Origin of the sequence: Mesorhizobium sp. WSM1497 (assembly GCF_001672455.2) — a bacterium.
GTDB classification, from domain to species: Bacteria; Pseudomonadota; Alphaproteobacteria; order Rhizobiales; family Rhizobiaceae; genus Mesorhizobium; species Mesorhizobium ciceri.
The window spans coordinates 2,065,433-2,080,733 of sequence record NZ_CP021070.1 but is presented as its reverse complement, the minus strand read 5'-3'; the positions used below and the strand labels follow the sequence as shown (position 1 = coordinate 2,080,733).

Sequence of the window (15,301 nt, the reverse complement as noted above, 5' to 3'; positions counted from 1 at the left end):
ACCATGCCTTCCGTAGCCCTCTTCGACCTTCTGCCTGATTTCGGCACGCGCGCGCAGCGTGCCGGCCAGCCCCGGGCAGCAGTCGATCCCGAACACAAGCCCGAGACGCCGGCGCCGCAAGCCGATATCGGCACGCTGATCGCCGAGGCGGTTGCCCAGGCGGAGGCAGCGCTGGAGGGCCGCCTGGCGGCTGCGCATGACGCCGCGCTCGAAGCCGAACGCCAGGCCAGTGCTGAGGAAGCAAGGATATTTCTCGAAAGCCTTGGCGACGATGTCGGCAAGGCGGTCTCGTTGCACATCGATGCGATGGAGGCGCGCGTGACCGGACTTGTCGCCGGCACGGTCGCCCGCATCATCGGCGGCATCGTCAGCGACGATCTGCAGAAACGTTCGATCGATGCGTTGGCAGACGCCGTCCGCGAAGCGGTTGGCGACGCCGAGGCTGTGCGCATCGTCGTGCGCGGCCCGCTCTCGATGTTCGAAACACTGAAGGCATCGCTCGGACCCCGCGCCGCCAATCTCGATTTTGTCGAGGCGCCAGGCTTCGACCTGACCGTGGCTATCGACGAGGCGGTGTTCGAAACGCGCATGGCCGAATGGTCGACGACCCTCTCGGAGGTCCTGGCATGAGCGTCGCCAACGCCGATCAGGGCCGCCACGAGATCATCATCGTGCGGCGCAGTCATGACGACCATGACGAGGCCCACCATGGCGGCGTCTGGAAGATCGCCTTCGCCGACTTCATGACGGCCATGATGTGCTTCTTCCTGGTCATGTGGCTGATCAACGCCGCCAACGAGCAGACCAAGGCAGCCGTGGCCAGCTACTTCAACCCGGTCAAGCTGGTCGACCGCAATTCGAGCCGCAAGGGCCTGGAGGATCTCGGCGACGGCCCGCGCGCCATGGGACTGACGGCCGACGATCCGCAAGAGGCGACCAGCAAAGCCGGACAGAACGGCAATGCCGGCGCGGGCGCGTCCGAGCGCAAGCAGGACAAGCAGGAGCCACAGCAGGCGGAACACTCCGACGACCATCTCTTCGCCGACCCCTACGCCGTGCTTTCGGAAATCGCCACAGATACCGGCGTCATGCAGAATGTCAGCCAGAAAGGCGATGGCGGCGTGCAGGCTGCCGGCCCGGCTACCGGCGCCTCCGGTGGCGCCTCCTACCGCGATCCTTTCGAGCCGGATTTCTGGTCGCAGCAGGTCGCGGCGCCCGGCGCCGAGGCCAGCGCCCAGCGCACCAAGATCGAGGGCGATCCGGCCAAGCCCGGCGACAAGACCGCCGAAACGCAGGTGCTCAAAGTCAAAGCCGTGCCGCCTGTCGCGGCACCGCTCGAGCCACTGGCAAAGGACGCGACTAGTAAACAGGCCGCGAACCCTGCCACGGCATTGGCCGGCGAGACGAAACCGGACGGCACCAAGGCCGCGGTAGCGAAGGCTGAGCCTGAGGCGCAAAAGGCCGTCCAGCCCGACATCGGGGAGAAGGCGCCAACCGCTGCTGCCGTGAAGGCAGCGGCCGACGTCAAGCGGCAGTTGGCCGATGCTTTCAAGCCTGGCGACAAGCTGCACGACGGCGTCTCGGTCGAAGCCACCGACAAGGGCGTCGTCATCTCGATCACCGATCAGCTCGACTTCGGCATGTTCGAGGTCGGCTCGGCGTTGCCGAGACGCGAACTGGTGCTGGCGATGGAGAAGATCGGCCGCATCGTCAACAGCCAGAAGGGCACCATCAGCATCAACGGCCACACCGATGCCCGGCCGTTCCGCAGCGACAGCTACGACAATTGGCGGCTGTCGACGGCGCGCGCGCATTCCGCGTACTACATGCTCGTGCGCGGCGGCGTCGACGAACGCCGCATCACCGAGGTCGCCGGTTTCGCGGACCGCCAGCCGAAAATAGCAGCCGATCCATTGGCGGCCGCGAACCGCCGCATCGAGATCCTGATGGCGACCGGCGGATGAAGCGAGCGGCCGTCACCCGCCGGTTGATCGGCCTGTTGCTGCTGGCCGGCGGACACCCGTCCACTGGTTTCGCCCAGGAGGCCCTGCAGCCGTATCAGCTGGTGCGCTCGCTGCAGCTCATCCAGGACCGCATAGCCGCCGGCGATCATGCCGCCCTGCCGATGCAGGCCAAGCTGCTCGAGATGACGGATGCGCGCCTGCGCGCGGCGAATGCCGAGGACTACAAGGATCCCAAGAATTTTCGGGCCCTGCTTGTCTACGGCATGAGCGGCGGCAACCCGGTGACCGTCGAAGCGGCCACGTCGCGCGCTACGGCGGACCCGCAAAGCCTTGCCATCGCCAAAGGCGTGATTGAGTACCTCAACGGCCGGCCCGGCAAGGCTATCGAAGCCTTGAGGCCGATCGATCCCATGGCGCTGCCTCCGGATCTCGGCGCCTTCCTCGCTTTGGTCAAAGGCTCGCTGCTTGCCGGCGATCAACCGGCGACCGCACTCGGTCTGCTCGACGAGGCAAGATTGCTCAGCCCCGGCACGCTGGTCGAGGAGGCGGCACTTCGCCGTTCGGTCGGCCTTGCAGTCGCGCAAGGCGACGCGGCACGTTTCGCCCTTGCTTCCACCCAGTATGTCGAGCGCTACCTCTATTCGCCCTATGCCAGCCAGTTCGCGGACTCCTTTGTCTCCGGCGTCATCGCGCTGCACATGTCGATCAGCCAGGACAAGCTGGGCGACATCACCTCGATGATGGATCCCGAGCGCGAGAAGGTGATCTATCTGCGCATCGCCCGCCGTGCCGCGATAGACGGCCTGAACGACCTTTCGGCCTTCGCTTCGGCGCGGGCCGAGCAGGGCCGTGACGGCAACACCAATCAGGACGATCCACGCGCCCTCCTCTATGCCAGCCTTTCCACCGTCACCTCGGGCACAATCGAGGACATTCGTGCCAAGCTCGGCAAGATCGATCGCAGCCGGCTGTCGGAGGGCGACCGCGCCTTGCTCGACGCCGCTCAGGCCATTGCCGGCGAGGTCGTCGCGCCGCCCACCGCCCTTCCGGCGGAAAAGCCTGCCCCTGTCGCGGCCGAGCAACCTCCGGCTCCCGAGATCGCCACGCCGCAAAACGCCGATGACAGTGGCTTGCCACCGGTCGAAGGCGCCATCTCGGAGCAACCCGCCGCCACCGCGGCCTCCGGCGGACCGGCCGCCAATGCGCCGGACACGGCGGCAGTTGCAGCCACATCCGCCGAGCCTGCGACCGTCGTGCCGGCGTCGGCACCTTCGCCCGCCGCCGGTCCGGAGCCCGCCGATCCGACCGACGCCGCCATGACCAGAACACGTCGACAGCTCGACCTGATCGACCAGATGCTTGGAGCCGCCCCTAAATGACCACCAGCCTCGGCTCGGCCTTGCCAGGATTTGCCTCCACGCGCGCGACGTCGGAGCAGCCTGCCGCGAACGGCAGAAACGATGACGCCGGCTTCGGCAAAATGCTGCGCGACGATGCCCGCCCGGAACGGCAGGCGTCGACAGAGGCGGGATCGCGCGACCGGCGCTGGAGCAAGCTCGCTGCCGGCCTCGCCGGGCATGGCGCCAAGGTCGAACCGGCATCGGCCGAGCCCGGAAGGACCACCTCGGCCAAAGGCGCAAGCGTGAAAACCGGCAAGGACGATTTGGAAGCAAAGGCGCACAAGGCCGACGCCGAACAGACGGCGTCGGATACCGCGCCGCTTCAGGACGACCTGCCGCTGCTGATCGCGTTTCATGACCTGCGGCATTTCTCGACAGCGGCCAAGGCAGCGGGGGGCAATGCGGCCACCGGCGAGAATCCGTCGGACCCGGCGCTCGGCGGACAGGCTGCACTGCCAAAGACCTACCGCTCAAAATCGTCGGGCGGACGCGAAGCACTCGAAACCATGTCGAAGCCGGAGCAGGCGTCGATCGTCGACGGACCTTTGACGGCGCTTGACGGTCAGTCGCCGAGCGCTGCCTCCAGCGCGCCAAAACGCGACGTCACAGCGGCGGCCCGGAAGCTGTCGGACGCGCCGGCTGCCGATGTGCCCGGCGTGCCGTCGAAGCCCACCACGAATGCGATGAGGAGCATCGAGGATGTGCGGTCCTCGATGCGTCCCGAAGCGGGAAAACAGTCCCTGTCCGCCGCGCGCATCGACGTGGTGTCGGAACGGAGCTTCCCCGCGCCGCCGCAGGGTCCCATCAGCCAGGCGGCCCTCAATGTGATCAACGCCATAGCCGCCGACGCAGGGCCGCAAAAGGCGCTTTCAGCCTCACCCACGACCACCCATCTGGCCAGCTCTGTTGCCGTTCCGACACATGTGTTGAAGATCGAACTTCACCCTGCCGAACTCGGCATGGTGACGGCCAATCTTCGCCTCTCCGGGGAACAACTTTCGATTGAGCTGAAGCCTGAAACACACGATGCCTATCGTCGGCTGTCGGCCGACAGCGAGGCCATCGTCAAGTCGCTGCGAGGGCTCGGCTTCGAGGTTGACAAGGTCACGATACTGCAACCTTCGGTAGCAGTTCCCGCTACAACCCGGACGGATGCAACCGCTCCGTTGGCGGCGGCAACAGGCCGCGATCCAGCATCCTTTCAACCGGGGAATTCGGGCGGCGGCAATGGTGGAGCCGGCGGCCAGCAACCGGGTCAGCAATCCTCAGGGAACCGCAACGATGACGCGCAGGACTACGGCCGCGGCACTTCGCCTTCTCGCGAGCGCGCTGGCGGCGATATCTTTATCTAGCGCGGTAACAGCTGCCGCAGCCGCGACCAACCCTTGCGAGCCGGAAATCCTGCGCGCCGCCGACCGCTATGGCGTTCCCGCCGGCATCCTTTATGCCGTTGGCCTGACGGAGACCGGCAACAAGGGCAGCCTTCAACCCAACGCTTTGAATATAGAGGGAAAAGCAGTCTTTCCCAGGAGCCGGACCGAGGCCCTTGCCGCCTTCGCCAATGCCCGGCGCGAGGGCAAGACCCTGATCGATCTGGGCTGCATGCAGATCAATCACCACTACCACGCATCGCATTTTCGCAGCGTCGAGGACATGCTCGACCCACGTCAGAACGTCGACTATGCGGCGCGCTTCCTGGCCAGCCTTCATGCCCGTCACGAGACCTGGTCGATGGCCGTGGCCCGCTATCATGCCGGCCCCGACAATGACCCGGCGCAGAAGATCTATGTCTGCCGTGTCATTGCCAACATGGTCGCCACCGGCTTTGGAAAATGGACCGCGAACGCCCGCGGATTCTGCAACCCATAAGCGCATTTCCCATTACTGATAGACCTGCCACACAACCCCGAATTGTTGTTCTGGCCTGGCCAAAACTTGGCGCCGAATGCGTATCTGGCTGCACGCTAATGCAACCGATACGATTCCAGACTCCCAAGAAACTAGCTATAAGAAATGACGGTTGTTCAGGATTCTCGCCAGCGGATAGGCCTCTCTTCACGGGGCAAATGATTTGATTCGGAAGGCGGGGCCGATGATTGTGATCGTTGACGAGCGCGAGCTCGTAACAGAGGGATACAATTCACTTTTCGATCGTGAGGGCATCGCCTGTGCAGGCTTTGCATCCGGCGAATTCGGTGAGTGGGTGAATTCGGCCGCCGACACCGATCTGCGCTCGGTCAGGGCCTTCCTCATCGGCGATTGCCGCGAAGGTTCCATCTCTCCGCGCCAGATCCGCGACCGCACCGGCGCCCCGGTGATTGCGCTGAGCGAACAGCATTCGCTGGAGAACACGCTGCGGTTGTTCGAGAGCGGCGTCGATGACGTCATTCGCAAGCCCGTCCATATCCGTGAGATCCTGGCCCGCATCACCGCGATCCGCCGCCGCGCCCAGGAAGACGTCGCCTACACCGAGATCGGCGCCATGCGCATCTTCATGGACGGCCGCGACCCCGAGATCGACGGTCAGCCCCTCCCCCTGCCGCGCCGCGAGCGCCGCATCCTCGAATATCTGGCGAGCAATCGCGGGCGCCGGGTCACCAAGACCCAGGTCTTCAACGCCATCTACGGCATCTTCGACGAAGAGGTCGAGGAGAACGTGGTGGAGAGCCACATCAGCAAACTGCGCAAGAAGCTGCGCGAGAAGCTGGGCACCGACCCGATCGATTCCAAGCGTTTCCTCGGCTACCGGCTCGTCTTCTGATGCAGCGCCGCGCCAGCCTCGCGCAAGAAAACATGCGTAGCCTCGCAGCCAGCAGCATGGACACAGCGGAGACGTTTCGATGAGCCTCTATGGAATGATGCGGACCGGCGTTTCCGGCATGAACGCGCAGGCAAACCGCCTGTCGACGGTCGCCGACAACATCGCCAATTCAGATACCACGGGTTACAAGCGGTCCTCCGCCGAATTTTCGACGCTGGTCATGCCGTCGACCGGCGGCGCCTACAATTCCGGCGGCGTCACCACGACGATCCGTCAGGCGGTCAGCGATCCGGGCGTGCTTCAGTACACGACCTCGGTTTCCGACCTTGCCGTCAGCGGCGATGGCTTCTTTGTCGTTCAGGATCCGAGCGGTACCCCCTATCTGACCCGAGCCGGCGCTTTCGTTCCCGACGGTCAGGGCAGGCTTGTCAACTCGGCCGGCTTCCAGCTGATGGCCTACAGTTACGAGAACGGCGTACCGGCAGCGACGGTCAACGGCTTCGAGGGATTGGTCCCGGTTGTCATCTCCGACCAGGGCATGACCGCAACGCCGAGCACCGAGGGCAGCTTTGCCGGCAACCTGCCGGCGGGTGCGACCCCGGTCGCGACCGCCAATCTGCCCGCCGCCAACGCTGCGACCGCGCAATACACGTCGAAATCCTCCATGGTCGCCTACGACAATCTCGGCAACAAGAAGCTGCTCGACGTCTATTTCACCAACACCGGCGCCGGCACCTGGCAGGTGGCGGTCTTCGATCAGTCGAAGGCCACCGCTGGAACATCGTTCCCCTACACCGCCGGCGGCTTGCTGGGCTCGGCCAACCTGACCTTCGACACCACCACCGGCAAGCTCACCGGCACGCCCACCAACGTTTCATTTACTGTGCCGAACGGCGCCACCCTCAATCTCGATCTGTCGGCGCTGACCCAGCTTGGCACCGGCTTCACGGTTTCCGACGCCCAGGTCAACGGCAACGCACCGAGCACCATCGACAAGGTCCAGATCAGCAAGGACGGCACCATCTACGCCCAGTACAAGGACGGCTCGACCAAGCCGCTCTACAAGATCCCGCTGGCCGACGTACAGAGCCCGGACCAGCTCAAGGCGCTGCCTGGCAACGTCTATTCGCAGGGCACCGAGTCCGGCGCGGTTCGTGTCGGCTTTGCCAATGAAGGCAAGCTCGGCTCCATCATCTCCGGCGCGCTCGAGAATTCCAACGTCGATATCGCCGAAGAACTGACCAACATGATCGCGGCACAGCGCAGCTACACCGCCAATTCGAAAGTCTTCCAGACCGGTTCCGATCTGATGGACGTCCTTGTCAACCTGAAGAGATAAGACGGGCGTCGCCCGCGAAAGACCCGCATGTCACTGTCTACCGCATTGAGTATCGCCCAGTCGGCGCTTATGAACACCGCGCGACAGACCAGCGTTGTCTCGCGCAATGTCGCCGACGCCTCCAACCCGGACTATTCGCGGCGCCAGGCCGTCGTCACCAGCACGGCGCCGGGTGCGCGCTCGGTCGATATCCAGCGCGCAGCCAACGAGCTTCTGTTTCGCCAGAATCTCGCCGCGCTGTCGGCCTGGAGCGGCCAGAACGCTCTCTACAACGGCATGGATCAGTTGGGTGTTGCGGTCAATGGCGTCGACAATGCATCCTCGCCCTCGACCGCGATCGCCAACCTGCAGCAGGCGCTGCAACTCTACGCCACCTCGCCGTCGAATCAGAACCTCGGCGCCTCCGTCATCGACGCCGCCAAACAGGTCGTGCGCTCGCTCAATGAGGGCTCCAAGGCAGTCCAGGATTTCCGCACCCAGACCGACGGTCAGATTGCCACCGCCGTCGACGACCTGAACTCGCTGCTCGGCCAATTCCAGGATGCCAACACGGCCGTCATGTCCGGAACCCGTTCCGGCACCGACGTTTCCGATGCGCTCGACCAGCGCGATGCGCTTTTGAAGAAGATTTCGAACTATGTCCCGGTGTCGACCTTCACGCGAGGCGACAATGACATGGTCATCACCACCGGCGACGGCACGACCTTGTTCGAGACGATACCGCGCACGGTCACCTTCGCGGCGTCGGCAGGCTATACCGCGGGTGCCGCCGGCAATGCCGTCTACATCGACAATGTGCCGATCTCGGCGGGAGCCGGTGGCAACACCAGCGCCAGCGGCACGCTTGCCGGCCTGCTGCAATTGCGCGACGACGTCGCCTCGACCATGCAGAGCCAGCTCGACGAGACCGCGCGTGGCCTGATCACAGCCTTTGCCGAGACCGCACCCTCGATGGCCAACGCCGCCGGCCTGTTCACCTGGTCTGGTGCGCCGGCCGTGCCGGCCGCCGGCACGCTGGTCAACGGCCTTGCCGCGTCCATCAGCGTCAATGCAGCGATGGACCCGGGCACCGGCGGCAACCCGATGCTGCTGCGCGACGGCGGTGCCAACGGTGCGGCCTACGTCGCCAACACGGGCGGTGGCGCGTCCTATTCCACCCTTCTGGTTGCCTATGGCGACAGGCTCGACCAGCCGATGACTTTCGACCCCGCCGCCGGGGTTTCGGCAACGTCCAGCGTGTCCGATTACGCCGCCAGTTCGATCGGCTGGTTCGAGGGCGTGCGCCAGCAGGCTTCGACCGCCTCCGACGCCAAGGAAGCGCTGGCGTCGCGCAGCGCCGAGGCGCTGTCCAACGCGACCGGGGTCAATGTCGACCAGGAAATGTCGCTGCTGCTCGACCTCGAACACACCTACCAGGCGTCGGCTCGGATGATGAAAACCGTCGACGACATGATGACGGCCTTGCTCAACGCGGTGGGATAATTCCATGACTTCAGTCTCCTCGGCCGCAATCTCCAATGCCATGCGCTCCCAGCAGATGCGCATGCAGGCCGAACTCGTCAAAGCCACGAAAGAATCCTCGACGGGCAGGGTCGCCGACGTCGGCCTGGCTCTCGGCGGGCGCACCACCCAGGCCGTCACTTTCCAGCGCGATCTTGACCGGCTCAACGTCATCATCGATTCCAACGGCCTGGTCGGCGCCCGGCTCTCCTCGACGCAGACCTCGCTTGGTCAACTCTCGACCGCCGCTCAGACGTTCCTGTCCGCCCTGACCACCGCCTCCTCAAGCGACTCGTCCAACAGCCTCACCCAATCCTCCGGCAAGGCGACCATCCAGCAGCTGACCTCGATCCTCAACACCAGCGTCAATGGCGAATACCTGTTCGCCGGCACCAACACCGACGTCAAGCCAATCAACGACTTCACAGCTGCCGGCTCCCCCGCCAAGGCGGCATTCGACGCCGCTTTCGTCGCCAATTTCGGCTTCACCCAGGACGATCCGCTCGCGGCCGACATCACGGCTGCCCAGATGGACGATTTCATCACCAATGATGTCGCCCCGCAGTTCACGGGCGCTGGTTGGCAGGGCAACTGGTCGAACGCCACCGACCAGCAGATCGTCAGCCGCATCGCACTCAACGAAACCACACCGACGTCGACCAGCGCCAACAGCGCCGGCATCCAGAAGCTCGCAATGGCGGCAGCCATGGTCAGCAGCCTGATGTCCAGCAACATCAGCCAGGCGGCGAAGAATACGGTTGTCAGCCGCTCCACCACATTGGTTGGCGAAGCGCTGAGCGGCATTGGCCAGCTTCAATCCGAGACCGGCATCGTCCAGAAGCGGGTTTCCGATGCCAACGATCGGATGAAAACGCAGGTCGACCTTTTCGAACGGCACATTCTCGACCTGGAAGCTGTCGATCCGGCCGAAGCCGCGACACGGGTCGCGGACCTGACACAGCACATCGAAACGTCTTTCGCGTTGACCGCACGCCTGCAGCAGCTCAGCCTGTTGAATTACCTGACCTGACAACGCTTAACGGAACGGTAGAGCCCCAACGATGTACCAATTCTCTTACGCCGACATCCAGAGCAACTCCGTTGCCGACGCGAAGGACCGCGAGCGCGAGCTTCTGACCCGCTCGATCGACATGCTGGCGGCGGCAGCAGTGGCCGGCCACGGTTCGATGGAGGCGATAGAGGCGCTTCACTTCACCAACCGCGTCTGGACCGCCTTCGTCGAGGATCTTGGCTCCAGCGACAACGCCCTGCCAAAGGAACTGCGCGCCAACCTCATTTCCATCGGCCTGTGGCTGCTGCGCGAGGCGGAGGACATCCGTCAGGGCCGCACCAACAATTTCGAAGGGCTGATCGAGGTGTCCCAGATCATCAGGGACGGCATTCAATGACCAACACGCTGAAGATATCGCTGAAGCCGAACGAAAAGATCTACATCAACGGCGCCGTCATCCGGGTCGACCGCAAGGTCACCGTCGAATTGATGAACGACGTCCAGTTCCTGCTCGAAAACCACGTGATCCAGGCCGAAGATGCCTCGACACCGCTCAAGCAGCTTTATTTCATCCTGCAGGTCATGCTGATGAACCCGGCCGGCGCCGCCGCCGCACGCGAGATGTTCCGTCGTTCGCTGCCGCTGCTTCTGGCAAGCTTCGAGGACGGCCAGATCTGCAGCGCGCTGAAACAGATCGACCGCATGGTCGGCGAGGACCATATCTACGAAGCGCTGAAGGCGATCCGCGCACTTTATCCGCTCGAACGCCGCGCGCTGGGTGGCAATGACGATATTTCGGGTGCCGAGCGCCCGTTGGCTGTGGGAGCACGATACTGATGAACGTGGACATGACGACGACGATTCCGACCGGCGCCAATCAGGCCACCGCGTCCACCTCGAAGACAGCGGTCGACTACCAGTCCTTCCTGAAGCTTCTGATCGCCGAGATGAAGAACCAGGATCCGACCAAGCCGATGGATTCGACGCAGTATGTCGCCCAGCTCGCCACCTTCTCGCAGGTCGAGCAATCGGTGCAGACCAACACCAAGCTCAATCAGATCATGCAGTCCTCGGCGCTGTCGCAGGCCGACGCACTGATCGGGCGCTCGATAACCTCCGCCGACGGCCTAACGACGGGCACCGTGGCTTCGGTGCGCCTCGCCAGCAACGGTCTCATCGCTGTGCTGCAGAACGGCACCGAAGTCGCGGTCGGTCCGGGAGTTTCGGTCAAGGCGGCAAGCTGACGCTTTCGACAGAGAGCCAGTCCCATGAATGAGGCCGACGCTCTCGACATCGTCCAGTACGCGGTATGGACGGTGCTCGTCGCGTCCGCTCCGGTGGTGCTGGTCGCCATGGTGGTCGGCATCGGCATCGCCCTCATCCAGGCGCTGACCCAGGTGCAGGAAATCACCTTGACCTTCGTGCCGAAGATCGTCGCTATCATGCTGGTGGTGGCGCTGACCGGCCCCTTCATCGGCAGCCAGATATCGGCCTTCACCAACGTCATCTTCGAGCGCATCCAGAACGGGTTCTAACCTGTTTTGGGAAGGCGTGCCGCGGCATGCCGTTCATAATTGTCCGAAGACAGACGCCGCCGATCCCCTTGGCGCCTCCGCACGCACGGCAGACAAGGCCTGGACCGCCTCTATCCCATTGTTGGACCATGAGCTTTTTTGCCCTTTGCGGCGCCATGCCCTACTTTCGGCAAACGGTCTGCGCAAACGGATTGTCTGACGGGCAGGCACGACATGGCAGGAATCCCAAATGATTGACGAAAAGCCGGACAGCGAGAGCGTCTCGGCGCTGGCGCCCTTCCGGCACGGCATTTTCCGCGCCGTGTGGGGCGCAAGTCTCGTCTCGAATTTCGGTGGCCTGATCCAGGGTGTCGGCGCCGCCTGGATGATGACCACGATCGCCACCTCGCCCTATCAGGTGGCCCTTGTCCAGGCTTCGACCACCTTGCCGATCATGCTGTTTGCGTTGGTCGCCGGCGCCATCGCCGACAGTTTCGACCGGCGCAAGGTGATGCTGGTCGCCCAGACCTTCATGCTGGTGGTGTCGGTGCTTCTGACCCTGTTCACCTATTCGGGCCTGATCACGCCATGGACGCTGCTTGCCTTCACCTTCCTGATCGACAGCGGCACCGCGCTCAACAGCCCGTCATGGCAAGCCTCCGTCGGCGATATCGTTCCCCGCAACAAGGTGCCGGCGGCCGTCGCCCTCAATTCGATGGGCTTTAACCTGACGCGCAGCGTCGGTCCGGCGATCGGCGGCATCATCGTCGCCGCCGCCGGTGCGGCAGCCGCCTTCGCGGCGAACGCGGTGAGCTATATCGGCCTGATCGTCGTGCTGGCGCGCTGGAAGCCGAACGTGCCGGTATCGACCTTGCCGCGCGAGTCGCTGGGGGCCGCCATGGGCGCCGGCCTGCGCTATGTCGCCATGTCGCCCAATATCGGCAAGGTGCTGGTCAGGGGTGCTGCGTTCGGCTTCAGTGCAGGCGCTGTGCTTGCGTTGCTGCCTCTGGTGGCGCGCGACGTCGTCAAGGGCGATGCGCTTACCTATGGCATCATGCTCGGCGCCTTCGGCATCGGCGCGGTCGGCGGCGCCTTGATCAGCGTCAGGCTGCGGCAGTTGCTCTCCAGCGAGACGATGGTGCGCTGTGCGTTCGCCGGCTTCGCCGTCTGCGCCTTCAATGCCGCCGTCAGCCAGCATGCCTGGCAGACGTCGCTCGGCCTGCTTGTCGGCGGTGCCTGCTGGGTGATCGCGCTTTCGCATTTCAACGTCACGGTGCAGATGGCGACGCCGCGCTGGGTGGTCGGCCGGGTGCTGTCGGTCTACCAGACCGCGACCTTCGGCGGCATCGCGCTCGGCAGCTGGATCTGGGGCGTCGTCGCCGACGCGCATGGCGCCGAAACCGCGCTGATCGCCGCCAGCATCGCCATGCTGGCCGGCGGCGCCATCGGTCTTTTGCTCCCGCTGCCGCAACAGCAGGTGCTCAACCTCGACCCGCTCAATCGCTTCAAGGAACCGCATTTGGCGCTTGACCTGAAGCCGCGCAGTGGTCCCATCGCCATCATGATCGAATATGTGATCCGCCACGAGGACGAACCGGAGTTCCTCGCCATCATGGCCGAACGCGGCCGCATCCGCCGCCGTGACGGCGCCCGCAACTGGACGCTGGCGCGCGATCTCGAGAATCCCACCGTATGGATCGAGCATTATCACACGCCGACCTGGATCGAGTATATCAGGCACAATGGACGCATCACCCATGCCGACGCCGTCATCGGCGAACGCGTGCGGGCCCTGCACAGCGGCGACGAACCGCCCCGCGTACGACGCATGATCGAGCGCCCGACCACCGCCGGCACGGCGCTTGTGATGGCCAAGGGGCCAATCGAGCATTAAGCCCGTAACCCCTTTTGCCCGCTTACCCCTCGCCCGACAGGTCCCGGCGCGCCTTGTCGAGTTCCTCGGCATAGCGCCGCATCAAATGGCCTTCGGTCAACAGGCCCAGCACGATATGGTCGGTGAAATCTTCGACCACGGCGAGTTCTTCCGCGCCCGCCCGCTGGAATGTTTCCGCGGCGGCCTGCACGTTCATGCTCGGCACCAGCACCGCGTCCTTGAATTTGGCGAGATCGCGCACCGGCACCTCGCCATCGGACGGATCGCTGTGCAGTTCGGCCACGATCAGCACGCCGACATAGTGGTCGCCCGCATCGACGGCGATGACGCGCTGGGCAGAGCCGAGCGGCACCTCCTTGCGGAAGGCTGCCAGCGTCGTCGAGGCATAGATGGTCTTGATGTCCTTGCGCATCATCGAGCCGACTGTGAGGCTGCGCATCCAGCCGACATCGTGGGCGCTGCGGATGGTCTCGCCGCGCAGATGGAAGCGCCATGTCGAGAACGAGTAGCCGAAGGTTTCGCGCACCAGGATGGCCGACATGATCGAGGCGGCCAGCACGACGCCGGTCAGCGTCAGGTCGCGGGTCGATTCCAGCGCCAGGAAGGTCATCGTCAGCGGACCGCCGACGACACCGACGGCGAGCGACGTCATGCCGACGACGGCGGCGACGGCAGGGTCGATGCCGGTTGCCGGAGAAATAACAAGCATCACATCCGCGAACGCCTTGCCGAGCAGCGCGCCGAGGAACAGCGAGGCAAAGAACAGTCCGCCGCGAAAACCCGACCCCAGCGAGACCGCCGACGCCGCCAGCTTGAGCACGAAGACGCTGGCCACCACGGCCAGCCCGTAATTCATCGAGAATTCGCGATGCAGCGCGCCATGGCCGCTGGACAGCACCTGCGGCGTGATCAGCCCCAACAAGCCAACGATGACGCCGCCAATGACGGGGCGCAGCGACGCATCGATCGACAGCCTGGCGAAACCGCGCTCGATCAGCGTCACCAGATGCATGATGGCGATCGAGGCGGCACCGCCGAGCAGCCCGAGCAGCAGGAACGGCACATACTGGCTGGCGGTGAGCGCCGGCAGACCCGAAAGCTCGAGCGGGAAAGGCACCCCGCCGAACATTTCAGCGGTCAGCGAGGCTGAGATCGCGGCGGTCATGACAGGCGCGACATTGGCGACCGAGTAGATGCCGATGACCAATTCGAAGCCGTAGAAGGCGCCGGTCAGCGGTGCATCGAAGGCAGCGGCGATGGCGCCGGCCGCACCACAGCCGACCAGGATACGGACATCGTTGCGGCGCAGCCTGAAGATGCCCGCCAGCCGCGATGCCAGCCCGGAGCCAACCTGCGTGTAGCCGGCTTCCAGCCCGACCGAGGCGCCAAAACCGCTGGAGATCATCGTCTGGCCGGCGATGATGAAGGTGTCGGTCAGCGACATGCGCCCGCCATAGAGCGCATTGGCTTCGATCGGGTCGATCGGTGTGCGGAATTTCCGTATCCGGAGCCAGACCACCGTCAGCCCCAGCAGTATGCCGCCGATCGCCGGTATCAGCGCCTGCATCGGATTGGCGAGCGAGAACATGCCGGAAAGCCGGCCGCCAGGCTGAACGCCGAACAGCAGCCCGTGCAGGTCCTGCACGATCTGGCTCATCGCCGTGACCAATATGCCAGCCATGACGCCTACGACACCGGCGAGGATGACCACCACGATGCCGCGTGCCTCGAGCAGGGGCAACGACCTGATCAGCACCGCGCGCAGCCGGCGGGCGTAAACTTCGCTGTGGTTTCTGGAAAGCACCGGGGCGGCTCGCCGATATCGAAAGGCAGTGGAAAGCCAGCCTGATACGCCCGGCGGCACGGCATGGCAACCACAATGCCGACAGACACCACATTGGCGACAAGTGGACGCGA

The 15,301-nt window shown here is 64.6% G+C and carries 15 protein-coding genes; 14 read left to right on the top strand and 1 reads right to left on the bottom strand.

Going from position 1 to position 15,301, the window contains the following annotated elements; genetic code table 11:
• Positions 1-3: 3 nt before the first annotated feature.
• From A9K65_RS10145 to A9K65_RS10080, 14 genes are all read left to right on the top strand, one after another.
• Positions 4-630, top strand: coding sequence for a hypothetical protein (locus tag A9K65_RS10145; RefSeq protein WP_013529785.1), 627 nt, complete (start codon positions 4-6; stop codon positions 628-630).
• A complete protein-coding gene (locus tag A9K65_RS10140; protein WP_013529784.1) occupies positions 627-1,964 on the top strand; it encodes a MotB family protein in 1,338 nt (445 codons plus the stop codon). Before A9K65_RS10145 ends, A9K65_RS10140 begins: the two co-directional genes overlap by 4 nt.
• Positions 1,961-3,343 (top strand): chemotaxis protein MotC, encoded by a 1,383-nt coding sequence (locus tag A9K65_RS10135; RefSeq protein WP_024502693.1) that lies wholly within the window; start codon positions 1,961-1,963, stop codon positions 3,341-3,343. Before A9K65_RS10140 ends, A9K65_RS10135 begins: the two co-directional genes overlap by 4 nt.
• On the top strand, positions 3,340-4,716 hold the full coding sequence (locus tag A9K65_RS10130) for a flagellar hook-length control protein FliK (RefSeq protein ID WP_064995638.1): 1,377 nt from the start codon (positions 3,340-3,342) through the stop codon (positions 4,714-4,716). The genes A9K65_RS10135 and A9K65_RS10130 overlap by 4 nt, the downstream gene beginning before the upstream one ends.
• The gene (locus tag A9K65_RS10125) at positions 4,646-5,233 is read left to right on the top strand and encodes a transglycosylase SLT domain-containing protein (protein ID WP_050596211.1); all 588 of its coding nucleotides are present in this window, start codon (positions 4,646-4,648) and stop codon (positions 5,231-5,233) included. Before A9K65_RS10130 ends, A9K65_RS10125 begins: the two co-directional genes overlap by 71 nt.
• Before the next feature lie 223 nt (positions 5,234-5,456).
• Entirely contained in the window at positions 5,457-6,125 is a 669-nt protein-coding gene (locus A9K65_RS10120; protein WP_013529780.1) for a response regulator transcription factor, read from the top strand.
• Between the two features lie 79 nt (positions 6,126-6,204).
• Entirely contained in the window at positions 6,205-7,464 is a 1,260-nt protein-coding gene (locus A9K65_RS10115) for a flagellar hook protein FlgE (RefSeq protein ID WP_013529779.1), read from the top strand.
• A gap of 27 nt (positions 7,465-7,491) precedes the next feature.
• Positions 7,492-8,946, top strand: a complete 1,455-nt coding sequence (flgK, locus tag A9K65_RS10110) for a flagellar hook-associated protein FlgK (RefSeq protein ID WP_064995637.1) — start codon at positions 7,492-7,494, stop codon at positions 8,944-8,946.
• Between the two features lie 4 nt (positions 8,947-8,950).
• A complete protein-coding gene (locus tag A9K65_RS10105; protein ID WP_013529777.1) occupies positions 8,951-9,994 on the top strand; it encodes a flagellar hook-associated family protein in 1,044 nt (347 codons plus the stop codon).
• 31 nt (positions 9,995-10,025) lie between these two features.
• Positions 10,026-10,373 (top strand): flagellar biosynthesis regulator FlaF, encoded by a 348-nt coding sequence (gene flaF / locus A9K65_RS10100; RefSeq protein ID WP_013529776.1) that lies wholly within the window; start codon positions 10,026-10,028, stop codon positions 10,371-10,373.
• Positions 10,370-10,813, top strand: coding sequence for a flagellar biosynthesis repressor FlbT (flbT, locus tag A9K65_RS10095; RefSeq protein ID WP_064995636.1), 444 nt, complete (start codon positions 10,370-10,372; stop codon positions 10,811-10,813). The genes flaF and flbT overlap by 4 nt, the downstream gene beginning before the upstream one ends.
• The gene (flgD, locus tag A9K65_RS10090; protein WP_013529774.1) at positions 10,813-11,220 is read left to right on the top strand and encodes a flagellar hook assembly protein FlgD; all 408 of its coding nucleotides are present in this window, start codon (positions 10,813-10,815) and stop codon (positions 11,218-11,220) included. Before flbT ends, flgD begins: the two co-directional genes overlap by 1 nt.
• Positions 11,221-11,244: 24 nt before the next feature.
• Positions 11,245-11,511 carry a flagellar biosynthesis protein FliQ gene (gene fliQ / locus A9K65_RS10085; RefSeq protein ID WP_013529773.1) on the top strand — a complete coding sequence of 89 codons (267 nt, stop codon included), beginning with the start codon at positions 11,245-11,247 and terminating at the stop codon, positions 11,509-11,511.
• Positions 11,512-11,740: 229 nt separating this feature from the next.
• Positions 11,741-13,384 (top strand): MFS transporter, encoded by a 1,644-nt coding sequence (locus tag A9K65_RS10080; protein ID WP_063168926.1) that lies wholly within the window; start codon positions 11,741-11,743, stop codon positions 13,382-13,384.
• Positions 13,385-13,406: 22 nt separating this feature from the next.
• On the opposite strand, the gene A9K65_RS10075 is transcribed toward A9K65_RS10080, so the two are convergent.
• On the bottom strand, positions 13,407-15,188 hold the full coding sequence (locus A9K65_RS10075; RefSeq protein ID WP_027161424.1) for a chloride channel protein: 1,782 nt from the start codon (positions 15,186-15,188) through the stop codon (positions 13,407-13,409).
• Between the last annotated feature and the right edge of the window lie 113 nt (positions 15,189-15,301).